Below are 11101 nucleotides of genomic sequence, written 5' to 3'. Positions count from 1 at the left end.
ATGTCCAACGTTGTGACCGTCGAGGTATGGAACCCCTCGTACCAAAACTCCAAGGTGGCTTTGGAGGACCTCTCACCGGTGTACGAATCGGTTCCCGAACATGCCTCTATCGGTTTGACGTTGGACGACGGCGAGGATGACTGTGTCATCGTGACCGTGGAGGCCGAGTTCTCCACGGTCACGATGCTCCGAGACCGGACCTTCTACAATCTCCAGATTTCTGAGGATGCCGAGGACGTGGAGATCGATGTCGCCGGTGAGGAGATTTCCTGGCCGAAAGGCTGCCTCCTCCCGCGGCCCATGGGTATCCAAGTTCTGCTCGAGGCGGGAGACCGTGAAGCGGCGTGGAGCCGGTACACATGGGTCGAACAGTAAGCTCATCGAGTAGCGCCTAACGCACGTCCGCAGGACCGAGAGGGGAGGAGGGCACGTGCCCTCCTCCCCTTCTTTCGCGAACAGTTGAGGAATCCTTGTGGCTCGTCACCGTCCGTCCAAGAACCACCGCACCATAGCCATGGCCCTCGGCGGCGCCGCCCTCCTCGTGGGTGGGGCGCTCACCGCCGAGGCCGCGTCCGGGAGCGGGAGCGCGTCCGGCAGCGGGGCCGCCGCGGTCGCCGGCCCGGCCCGGCCCGTCTCCCTCTCCAAGCCCGCCACCTACACCGGCCGCGCCTTCGACACCTGCACCGCCCCCACCCTCGCCCAGATGAAGGCGTGGAAGACCGCCTCCCCGTACGGCGGCGCAGCCGTCTACATCGGGGGCAGGAACCGCGGGTGCGCCCAGCCCCAGCTCACCCCGGACTGGGTGAAGGCGGTCAGCGCCGTCGGGTGGAAGCTCATCCCGCTCTACGTCGGCGCCCAGCCGCCCTGCAAGTCCGGGAGCAACCCGGAGCGGATGACCGCCTCCACCGCCGCCTCCCTGGGGGCGACGGACGGCGCAGACGCCGGGGCCAAGGCCACCGCCCTCGGGATGCGGCCCGGCAGCCCGGTCTACCTCGACATGGAGGGGTTCGACACCGCGAACACCTCCTGCAAGGACACCGTGCTCACCTACACCCGCGCCTGGAACAAGGCCCTGCACGCCAAGGGCTACCGCACCGGCTACTACGGCTTCGCCTCCTCCAGCGCCGCCGCCGTCGCCGCCTCGACGCCCGGCACCGACATGCCGGACGCCATCTGGTACGCGGCCTACGACGACGTGGAGTCGACCACCACGGGCTACCCCTTCGGGACCAAGTGGGCGGGCCACCGCCGGGGCCACCAGTACGCCATCAACAAGAAGGAGACCTACGGCGGCGTGACGCTGACGGTCGACCGCGACGCCTGGGACGCCCCGGTCGCCGTCGTGGCGAAGTAGGACGTACACCCGCGGCGGGTCAGGGGCGCACCGGCGTCCCGGCCCGCCGTTTGCGTACCGCCGCCCACACCCCCGTACCGAACAGGCCCGCAAGACCCGCCGCCCCCGCCGCCGTGCCCGCCTTCAGGCCCGGCGGGCGGAACGTACAGGAGGCAGTGGAGGGGGAGCCCCCGCGCAACTCCACCGACACCAGGCCCAGATACGACCCCGCGGGCTCGGCCGCCGCCCCGTTCACCGCGCACCTCCACCCCGCGATCCTCGGCATCGCGAACACCGCCGTCCCGGCCGCCCCGGCGGGCAGCACCGCCCGTACGCCGCTGCCGGTGACCTCCACCTCGCTCGCCCCCGTCGTCCGCAGCCGTTCCACCGCCGCCGTCAGCGCACCCCGGTCCAGACAGCCCAGCTGTGCCTTCTTGTACGCGGGGCGCAGCTCCACCCGTGACGACGGCCCCGCCGAGACGCCCAGCGGGGCCAGGGCCGCCCGGCGCTTCGGGGCGCCGCCCCGGAACTCCACCCACCGCCCGGACGTGCCCAGCCGCGCCCACCCCGTGTACTCCGGCGCCCACAGGAACGCCTCCTGCCCGGCCGCACACCCCTCGGCGACCGTACGCGGCAGCGTGTACACCCGCGCCCCCAGCAGCAACTCCTGGTTGCGGAAGGGCGAACTACCGTACTGCGGACTCCGCCCCCCGCCCCGCACCGTCACCAGCGGCGGCACCGGGGCGCGGGTGACCGTCACCGCCCCGCTCTTCTCCGCCCGCACCCGCGCCCCCACCGCGAACACCGCGTCCGTGACCGGGTTGTCCAGGCTCTGGAGGGACCGGCCGCGCGAGGTCCAGCCGCCGCCCAGCGCGGTCATGGTCCTGGTCAGCACGTCCGGTGTCAGGCTGCTGTAGTAGGACGCGCCCTCCCCGCCCACCAGCAGCGGATCGTTGCCCGTCAGCCGGCGCCGGCCGGGGTCCGTGCGGTACGCGGGCCAGCCGTCCGCCCCGGACACCGCCTCCTCGCGTGCGTCGTGCGCCGCGCCCCACGCCGGGTAGCTGTCGAGCCGGTGCAGCCGCTCCCGGTCGCCGTACGCCACCGTCACCGCCGCCTGCGCGGTCTGCGCCCCGGCCAGGAGCACCACCGCCGCCAGCGCGAACGCCCGCCGGCCCCGGACCCGCCGGGCGATCACCAGCGCTCCGAGCACCGCCGCGAGCCCACCGGCGTACAGGGGGTAGGACCACGGCGAGACCAGGTCGCTGAAGGCCGCGCCGGCGCCGATCACCCCGAGCACCCCGCCGCCGCCGAGCAGCGCGCGCCGGTCCGGCAGGCCGTCCGCCACGCAGATCCACGCGGCGATGACCAGGATGCCGCTCAGGACGAACGTCTGGCGGTACGGGCTGCCGTTGGGTGTCTGAAAGGCGTGCCAGGCCAGATGCGTCGGCTTCCACTGGAAGGAGAGCGCGACGAGGAGGGCGAGTCCCGTCCAGGCGTACCGCTCGCGGTCCGGCACCGCGCGGTGGAACGCCAGCGCGCCCGCCAGCAGCAGCGCGCCCGTGCCCAGGAACAGCGCGGGGCTGGAGAAGCTGTACGTCGCCGGGAGCCAGCGTGCCAGGAAGTCGCTCCACGGGACCGGGCCGAACTCCTTGCTCCAGCCCGGGTACGCGTGCTTGGTGCCGAGGAAGACCGTGAAGAGGAGGGGGGCGGACAGTCCGATGCCGAGCGCCGTCGTCCACCCGGCGCGGGCCAGCGCCCCCACCCGGGCCCGCACCCGGGCCCCCGTCCCCTCGGGCGGCTCCTCCAGGAACAACCGGAGCAGCAGGACCAGGGCCGCGCCGATCGTCGCCATGTACGCGGTGTAGAAGTTCGCCGTCCAGGCGAGCGCCACCACCACCGGACCGGCCAGCGGGCGGGTCCTGGTCCGGGCCCACTCGCCGACGAGGCAGAGCAGCGGGAAGGCGATCAGACCGTCCAGCCACATGGTGTTGTAGGTCGCCTCGATCACCGACCAGCCGCAGAGCGCGTACGCGGCCCCCAGCACCCCGGCCACCCAGCGCCGGCCGACGCCCGGGCGCAGGGCGAGCAGCAGGACGGTCATGGCGACGGCCGCCGCGGCCATCTTCAGGACCGTGATCACATACACCGCGAGGTCGATCCGGTCGCGCGGGAACACCCCGACCAGCAGCGCGAACGGGCTGCCCAGATACGTACCGATGTCGGGCAGGAACGACGTGCCGTACCCCGACTGCCAGTTGACCAGCGCGCCCCCGTGGGCGCGGCCGTGCAGCAGGTCCCACAGATGGGCGTGGAAGGGGACGAACTGGTTGCCCAGGTCGTTGACGCCGCGGGTGTGCCGTCCGAAGGGGAAGGTCCGGGCGAGGGCGTCGGCGGCGCAGACCGTGACCACGGTGACCAGCGCGGCGAGGGCGGACGCCCGGACGCGCGGGCGTCCGCCTCCGGGGGGCGCGGCGGGGGCGGCGGGGGGAAGCCGGACGGCTTCGAGAGTCGGCATGGGGATCCTCTGCTGTCGCTGCCGTCGAATATGCCGGACCGGTGCGGGTAAATCAGCGGGGCGGGCGCTCAGTTCACGTAATCGACGCCCCGTCGTCATTCGGTGAATCCGCCCCGGACGTCTGCCCCGGTTGTCCTTCGTTGACTGCCCACACGACTCCGTATCGACGGGGGAGAACCGTGCTCATCTCGATTGTCGTGCCCTGCTTCAACGAAGAGGAGATCATCGGTCGCTTCCACGACCAGGTGACCAGGGAAATCTCCCGGCTCGACGCGGAATTCGAGCTCCTTTACGTCGACGACGGCAGCAGGGACCGTACGTTCCCGCTGCTCCAGGAGATAGCCGCCCGCGACCCGCGCGCCCGGTATGTCTCCTTCAGCCGGAACTTCGGAAAGGAGGCGGCGATGCTCGCCGGGCTGCGGCACGCCGCCGGGGACGCCGTGGTGATCATGGACGCCGACCTCCAGCACCCGCCGGAGCTGATCGGCCGCATGCTCGACCTGCACGCCCAGGGCCACGACCAGGTGATCGCCCAGCGCACCCGCAAGGGCGACCGCGTCACCCGCACCCTCACCGCGCGCCTGTACTACCGCCTGATCAACCGCCTGGTCGATGTGGAACTGGTCGACGGCGTGGGAGACTTCCGCATGCTCTCGCGCAGGACGGTCGACGCGGTGCTCGAACTCACCGAGTACAACCGCTTCTCCAAGGGGCTCTTCGCCTGGGTCGGATTCCGCACCACCACGTTCAGTTACGAGAACGCGGTACGGGAACAGGGGCGTTCCGCCTGGACGTTCGGAAAGCTCCTGAATTACGGCCTGGACGGGATGATCTCGTTCAACAACAAGCCGCTGCGGGCGGCCGTCTATCTCGGCATGCTGCTGCTCGGGATCGCCACGGCGTATTCCGCGTGGATCGTCGGTGTCGCCCTGGTGAACGGCGTGGACACCCCCGGATATGTCACCCTGCTCGTCGCCGTCACCGCGCTCGCCGGGGTGCAGATGGTGATGCTGGGCGTGGTCGGTGAATACGTCGGCCGCATCTATTACGAGGTCAAACGCCGTCCGCACTTCCTGGTGCAGGCGACGAACGTGCGGGGCGCCACGGCCGGGGAACCGGTTGCGGACGGGCGGCTGCCGCACCCGCGCCCCGGCCGGGAGTTCGCCCGCCGATGACCCGGGGAACCGCCGCCCAGATCGTCCGGTTCGCCCTGGTGGGGGCGGTCAACACCGGGACGTACTACGGCCTGTACCTGCTCTTCCTGCCGCGAGTGCCGTACGTGGTCGCCCATGTCACGGCCTTTCTGCTGGCCATGGTCGGCTCCTTCTTCCTCACCTCGTACTTCACCTACCGCACCCGGCCCACCTGGCGGAAGTTCCTGCTGTTCCCGCTCACCAACGCGGCCAACTTCGTGATCACCACGACCGGGATGTACGTGCTGGTGGACCTGCTCGGCCTCAGCAGCACCTGGGCCCCGCTGATCGCCGCGGCGACGGCGATCCCGGTCACCTTCGTCCTCTCCCGGACGATCATGCTGCGCCCCGAGACCCGCGCGGCGCCCGAATCGTTGGACGAATCAGTGGCCCGCACCACTGAGACTGCCTAACATCGATCACCGCAAGGTCATAGGTCATCTGGTCGCTGCACTGTCGCACGATCCGCCGGGAGGCTCCTTTGCACCGCCGCCGTCGCACCGCACTCGCCCTCTGTGTCGCGCTCCTCGGCGCGGGGCCACTCCTGACCGCCTGCGGCAGCGAGGCCCATCCGGGCGCCGCCGCCGTCGTGGGGGGCGACCGCATTCCGGTCTCCGCGCTCCAGGCCCAGGTCAAGGACGTCCGTACGGCGCAGGAGGCCTCGCCGCAGTCCGCCCAGCTCATCCGCAACACCGGCCAGCTCAGCCGCGCCAAGCTGCACGGGCTGATCTTCGACAAGGTGCTCGACCGGGCCGCCGCCGACGCCGGGGTGAGCGTCAGCCGCAAGGAGCTCCAGCAGGCGCGGGCCGCGATGGCCCGGCAGGCGGGCGGCGAGCAGGCGTTCGCCGCCATGCTCCTCCAGCAGCGCGGGGTCGCCCCCGGTCAGATCGACGACGCGGTGCGCGAGCAGGTGCAGCTCACCAAGCTGGCCGCCGCGACCGGCGCCGACCTCGCCACCCCGACCGGCCAGGCCTCCGTCACCAGGACGCTCACCGAGGCGTCCAAGAAGCTGAGCATCGACGTGAACCCGCGGTACGGGAGCTGGGACGACAAGGCGATCCAGCTCGCCGACACCAGGACGCCGTGGATCGCCCAGGTCACCAAGCAGGCCCCGGAGCGGGAGGCCCCCGTCACCGGCTGACGGGGCGGAGCGGGCGCGGCGGGCGGCCGGGGTAGGTTCGAGAGGTGACTCTCGAAGAACCCGGCCGCGTCGTCCTGCTCACCGCCAGCCACCGGGTGGCCCCCGGACTGCTGTCCTGGCCCGCGTGGCAGACGCTGCGCGCCGCCGACCGGGTGCTCTGCGCCGACCCCGGCCACCCGCAGCTGCCGTATCTGCGCGAGGCGGGCGTCGAGGCCGAGATCGTGGAGTTGGACGCCCAGGAGCTGGTCGAGGCGTGCGCCGGGGGCCGTACGGTCGTCGTCCTCCCCTCCGGCGAGGGCGACCGCCGGCTCACCGAGGGGCTGGCCCGGCTCGCGGGCTCCGGCCGGGTCGCCATGCCCGACCTGGAGCTGCTGCCCGGCTCCTACGACCTGCCCGGCGCCCGGCTGCTCGACCTCGTCCAGGTCATGGACCGCATCCGCCGCGAGTGCCCGTGGTCGTCCCAGCAGACCCACAAGGGGCTGGCGAAGTACGCCCTGGAAGAGGCGTACGAGCTGGTCGAGGCGGTGGAGGAGGGCGACCGCGACGAGCTGCGCGAGGAGCTGGGGGACGTGCTCCTCCAGGTCGTCTTCCACGCGCGCATCGCGGAGGAGGGGGACGCGGAGGACGGGGCGGACCCGTTCTCCATCGACGACGTGGCCGGCGCGATCGTGGAGAAGCTGATCCACCGCCATCCGCACATCTTCGGCGACGCGCACGCGGAGACGCCCGAGGAGGTCAAGGAGCACTGGCTGCGCCAGAAGGCGGCGGAGAAGGGGCGCGCGTCGGTGACCGACGGCGTCCCCCTCGGTCAGCCCGGCCTCGCCCTCGCCGCCAAGCTGGCGTCCCGGGTCCGTACGGCGGGCCTCGACGTGCCCCTGCCCTCCGGTGAGGGCATCGGCTACCGGCTGCTCGCCCTGGCGGTGGCGGCGGAGGCCGACGGCACGGACCCGGAGGCGGCCCTGCGGGCGGCGGCGCGCGCGTACCGGGACGCGATCCGCACGGCCGAGACGAGCTGACGGTGACACACCCTCCGACCCCGCCGGGCCGGGACCCGGGCGCACACCCCGACCAGGCCCCGCACACCCCGCCGGGCCGGGACCCGGGCCAGACCCCGCCCCCGCCAGGGGCACCCCCCGCCCCCGAGATGTTCACCTGGGAGTTCGCCACCGACCCCTACCCCGCCTACGGCTGGCTGCGGGAGCACGCGCCCGTGCACCGCACCACGCTGCCCAGCGGGGTCGAGGCGTGGCTGGTGACGCGGTACGCGGACGCCCGGCAGGCCCTCGCCGACCAGCGGCTGTCCAAGAACCCGGCGCACCACGACGAGCCCGCGCACGCCCGGGGCAGAACGGGCATCCCGGGCGAGCGCAAGGCCGAGCTGATGACGCATCTGCTCAACATCGACCCGCCGGACCACACCCGGCTGCGGCGGCTGGTGGCGAAGGCGTTCACTCCCCGTACGGTCGCCGAATTCGCGCCCCGGGTGCAGGAGTTGACGGACACCCTCATCGACCGGTTCGCGGCCGGAGGGGAGGCCGACCTCATCCACGAGTTCGCGTTCCCGCTGCCCATCTACGCCATCTGCGACCTGCTGGGCGTGCCGCGCGAGGACCAGGACGACTTCCGGGACTGGGCCGGGATGATGATCCGGCACGGCAAGGGCCCGCGCGGCGGGGTGGCCCGCTCGGTGAAGAAGATGCGCGGCTACCTCCTCGAACTCATCCACCGCAAGAGGGAGAACCCGGGCGAGGACCTCATCTCCGGCCTCATCCGCGCCAGCGACCACGGCGAGCACCTCACCGAGAACGAGGCCGCGGCGATGGCCTTCATCCTCCTGTTCGCCGGGTTCGAGACGACCGTGAACCTCATCGGCAACGGGATGTACGCGCTGCTGCGCGACCCCGGGCAGCGCGAGCGGCTGCAGCGCTCGCTCGCGGCCGGGGAGTCGGACCTGCTGGACACCGGCATCGAGGAACTGCTGCGCTACGACGGGCCCGTGGAGATGGCCACCTGGCGCTTCGCCACCCGCCCGCTGTCGATCGGGGGTCAGGACATCGCCGCGGGCGACCCGGTGCTGGTCGTCCTGGCCGCCGCCGACCGCGACCCCGACCGCTTCCCCGACCCGGACACGCTCGACCTCGGCCGCCGCGACAACCAGCACCTCGGCTACGGCCACGGCATCCACTACTGCCTGGGCGCGCCCCTGGCCAGACTGGAGGCGAGGACCGCGCTGGCCACCTTGCTGCGACGCCTTCCTGACCTGCGGCTCGCGGCGGATCCTGCCGATTTGCGCTGGCGGGGCGGGCTGATCATGCGTGGACTGCGCACCCTGCCGGTCGCGTTCACGCCCACCGGAACTGACGATTCGTCAAAACTGTGACTTTGGCGTTATCGCGGGTGCATCGACTTGTGACAAGCGTTCGAGTACGGCTACGTTCACCCCTCGACTCGCCACACCGGGCGCACCGCCCGGCCCGGCGGTCACAGACGTAGTCACACGGAAGGCCACAGCATGCGCTCCGGGAACGGACGGCACCGCCGACCCCGCCAGGCTCCCGCACTCGTCGTCGCGGCGGGGGTGACCGGCTCGGCCCTCGCCCTTCCGCTCTTCGCGGCGAGCGGCGCGAGCGCCGCCACCGCGTCCACCTGGGACAGCGTGGCGGAGTGCGAGAGCGGCGGCGCGTGGAGCGCCGACTTCGGCAACGGACTGTACGGCGGGCTCCAGTTCTCCCAGGAGACCTGGCAGAACTACGGCGGTACGGCGTACGCGGAGCGGGCCGACCTGGCCAGCCGGGCGCAGCAGATAGCCGTCGCCGAGAAGGTGCTCGCGGCGAAGGGCCCGAAGGCCTTCACCAGCTGCTCGGGGATCTCCGGGCTCACCGCGGGCGGCGGCGCCCCGGCCGTCGACCCGGGCGCGACGCCCTCGCCGTACGTCCCCTCCGAGGAGGGGGCCGCGACCCCGGACGCCACGGCCACGCCGTCCGCGCCCGCCAAGAAGCCGCCGGCGTCCACCACGCCGTCCCCGTCGTCCTCGACCGCCCCCAAGCCCTCCACGACGCCCTCGGCGCCGTCCACGGGCGCGAGCGCCAAGCCCGGCTCCGCCGACGCGGGCGTCCCGGCCGGGACCGCCGACGCGGGCACCGGCTCCGCCTCCGGCGGCAAGCACCGCGGCACCCCCGACCCGGCCGAGACCGGCACGCCCGCGGCCACCGAGCCGGGCAATACGGACAACACTCATGAATCGGGGCGTCACGCCTCGCGAGGTGACGCCGAGTCACGCGAGTCGGGCGACGTACTGGCCGCCGAAGGCGACTACACCGTCCGCCCCGGCGACAATCTGTGGGACATCTCGCGCACGCACAAGGTCGAGGGCGGCTGGTCCGCGCTCTACAAGGCGAACGAGAAGACGATCGGCGCCGACCCGAACCTCATCGTGCCTGGCCAGAACCTTGATCTGAACCTGGCAAAGACGGACAACCCGGCCCCGGCCAAGGGGTAGTTCAGGGGCCTATGTCCACTTCTGTGCAAGTGAGACAAGGGTCTCTTTCCGTCAACTGCCGTGTCCCGTCCGTCCGGTACGGGTGTTACGCCCCCGACCTGCGGAAACAGGGGTTACGGAAGAGCCGGGAGGGGCGATTTCTCCCCGATGTGCCCCTTTGAACATCAGGGGTTGGTGTGTTTACGGTCGAAGCGCTCGTCACCACGGGCCCCTTCGACCGGGAACGCCGAATCCTGCCGCCGGTCGCGGGGAACAGTCGACGCTCCAAGCGCCGTAGGCAGGAGCGGGGGACCCAAGGTAAGCGCCGGGCCCGGCCGTTGAGGGACGTACGCCATACGGCGAGACGTACGAAGCGGCCAGGGAACGGCTTGGGGTGAAGACGCGCCACTGGCGCGGCCGGGCCACTCACTCGCCCGAACCCGACAGCTCACCTCGCAGGCGTCGGTGAGGAGAACTCCATGCTGCTTTCCGGCAAGGGCAAGCACCGCCGCCCGTCCAAGGCCGTCCGAGTCGTCACGCTGGCCGGTGTCACCGGTGCCGCCGTCGCCGCCCCGCTGATGGCCGCCGGCTCCGCCTCCGCCGCCTCCGTCTCCACCTGGGACGCCGTCGCCCAGTGCGAGTCCGGCGGCAACTGGTCCATCAACACCGGCAACGGCTACTACGGCGGTCTGCAGTTCTCGCAGTCCTCCTGGGCCGCGGCGGGCGGCACCCAGTACGCCTCCCGCGCCGACCTGGCCAGCAAGGGCCAGCAGATCGCCACGGCCGAGAAGCTGCTCGCCATGCAGGGGCCGGGTGCCTGGTCCTGCGCCGGCGCGGGCAACCTGACCGCCGGCGGCTCGGCCGCGGACGTCGACACGTCCGGCTCCCCGGCCACGCCGAAGAAGGCCGCGCCGAAGAAGGCCGCGCCCAAGGCCGCCCCCGCCCCCCAGCGCGAGTCGGCCCCCGCCTCGCGCGGCGAGTCCCGTCCGGCCCCGGTCAAGACCGGCGACGGCGAGTACAAGGTGAAGGCCGGGGACACCCTGGGCTCCATCGCCTCGGCGCACGGCGTCAAGGGTGGCTGGGAGAAGCTGTTCGAGCTGAACAAGGACGTCGTCAAGGACGCGAACCTGATCTACGTGAACCAGCAGCTGCACCTGAGCTGAGCGTCCTCCCGGCCCGGGGGCGCGGGACCGGCCCCGCACCCCCGGACCGCCGGCGGCCGGGCGCACGGTTCCCCGCCCCCTCCCTGGCCAGGGGCCGTCCGGGGGCAGGCGGTGGGTTGCCCGCGCGGTTCCCCGCGCCCCTTATCGGCCGGGGTTCACCTGCGGGCCGGTGGTGGGTTGCCCGCGCAGTTCCCCGCGCCCCTGTAGGCGAAGTCCAGCGTGCCGCCCCGGGCCAGCAGGGAGTGGGGGAGCGCGGTGGAGTTCCACGCCTTGCCGTT

Annotated in this window: 10 protein-coding genes and 1 riboswitch; of the genes, 9 read left to right on the top strand and 1 reads right to left on the bottom strand. The window is 72.4% G+C overall.

Annotated elements, in window-relative coordinates; all coding sequences use genetic code 11:
* Both ABZ404_RS38220 and ABZ404_RS38215 read left to right on the top strand, forming a co-directional pair.
* Positions 1-375, top strand: coding sequence for a hypothetical protein (locus ABZ404_RS38220; protein ID WP_358833889.1), 375 nt, complete (start codon positions 1-3; stop codon positions 373-375).
* Between the two features lie 97 nt (positions 376-472).
* Positions 473-1354, top strand: coding sequence for a glycoside hydrolase domain-containing protein (locus ABZ404_RS38215; protein ID WP_358833890.1), 882 nt, complete (start codon positions 473-475; stop codon positions 1352-1354).
* 19 nt (positions 1355-1373) lie between these two features.
* Here the strand turns inward: ABZ404_RS38215 and ABZ404_RS38210 are convergent, their stop codons facing one another.
* Entirely contained in the window at positions 1374-3848 is a 2475-nt protein-coding gene (locus ABZ404_RS38210; RefSeq protein ID WP_358991626.1) for a YfhO family protein, read from the bottom strand.
* Positions 3849-4027: 179 nt separating this feature from the next.
* Between ABZ404_RS38210 and ABZ404_RS38205 the strand changes: the two genes are divergently transcribed.
* The 7 genes from ABZ404_RS38205 to ABZ404_RS38175 all read left to right on the top strand — a co-directional run bounded on the left by ABZ404_RS38205 (position 4028) and on the right by ABZ404_RS38175 (position 10823).
* On the top strand, positions 4028-5023 hold the full coding sequence (locus ABZ404_RS38205) for a glycosyltransferase family 2 protein (RefSeq protein WP_358833892.1): 996 nt from the start codon (positions 4028-4030) through the stop codon (positions 5021-5023).
* A complete protein-coding gene (locus ABZ404_RS38200) occupies positions 5020-5454 on the top strand; it encodes a GtrA family protein (protein WP_358833893.1) in 435 nt (144 codons plus the stop codon). Before ABZ404_RS38205 ends, ABZ404_RS38200 begins: the two co-directional genes overlap by 4 nt.
* A 68-nt stretch (positions 5455-5522) precedes the next feature.
* Positions 5523-6182, top strand: coding sequence for a SurA N-terminal domain-containing protein (locus tag ABZ404_RS38195; RefSeq protein WP_358833894.1), 660 nt, complete (start codon positions 5523-5525; stop codon positions 6180-6182).
* A 44-nt stretch (positions 6183-6226) separates the two neighbouring features.
* Complete coding sequence (locus ABZ404_RS38190) at positions 6227-7198, top strand: nucleoside triphosphate pyrophosphohydrolase (RefSeq protein WP_358833895.1); 972 nt, start codon at positions 6227-6229, stop codon at positions 7196-7198.
* A 128-nt stretch (positions 7199-7326) separates the two neighbouring features.
* Positions 7327-8562 (top strand): cytochrome P450, encoded by a 1236-nt coding sequence (locus ABZ404_RS38185; protein ID WP_358833896.1) that lies wholly within the window; start codon positions 7327-7329, stop codon positions 8560-8562.
* A gap of 132 nt (positions 8563-8694) precedes the next feature.
* Positions 8695-9681, top strand: a complete 987-nt coding sequence (locus ABZ404_RS38180) for a transglycosylase family protein (RefSeq protein WP_358833897.1) — start codon at positions 8695-8697, stop codon at positions 9679-9681.
* A gap of 259 nt (positions 9682-9940) precedes the next feature.
* Positions 9941-10137: riboswitch (cyclic di-AMP (ydaO/yuaA leader) on the top strand.
* Positions 10138-10139: 2 nt separating this feature from the next.
* The gene (locus ABZ404_RS38175; RefSeq protein ID WP_358833898.1) at positions 10140-10823 is read left to right on the top strand and encodes a transglycosylase family protein; all 684 of its coding nucleotides are present in this window, start codon (positions 10140-10142) and stop codon (positions 10821-10823) included.
* The last annotated feature ends 278 nt before the right edge of the window (positions 10824-11101 follow it).

It is taken from the genome of Streptomyces sp. NPDC005878 (assembly GCF_040629815.1).
Taxonomy (GTDB): domain Bacteria; phylum Actinomycetota; class Actinomycetes; order Streptomycetales; family Streptomycetaceae; genus Streptomyces.
Note: the sequence above shows the minus strand (reverse complement) of the source record. Positions and strands in the feature narration are given on the sequence as shown.

Bases quoted from the DNA above. Each gene is read 5' to 3' on its own strand.
- ABZ404_RS38220 (WP_358833889.1), top strand. From the start codon at position 1: ATGTCCAACGTTGTGACCGTCGAGGTATGGAACCCCTCGTACCAAAAC.
- ABZ404_RS38210 (WP_358991626.1), bottom strand. From the start codon at position 3,848: ATGCCGACTCTCGAAGCCGTCCGGCTTCCCCCCGCCGCCCCCGCCGCG.
- ABZ404_RS38200 (WP_358833893.1), top strand. From the start codon at position 5,020: ATGACCCGGGGAACCGCCGCCCAGATCGTCCGGTTCGCCCTGGTGGGG.
- ABZ404_RS38185 (WP_358833896.1), top strand. From the start codon at position 7,327: ATGTTCACCTGGGAGTTCGCCACCGACCCCTACCCCGCCTACGGCTGG.
- ABZ404_RS38180 (WP_358833897.1), top strand. From the start codon at position 8,695: ATGCGCTCCGGGAACGGACGGCACCGCCGACCCCGCCAGGCTCCCGCA.
- ABZ404_RS38175 (WP_358833898.1), top strand. From the start codon at position 10,140: ATGCTGCTTTCCGGCAAGGGCAAGCACCGCCGCCCGTCCAAGGCCGTC.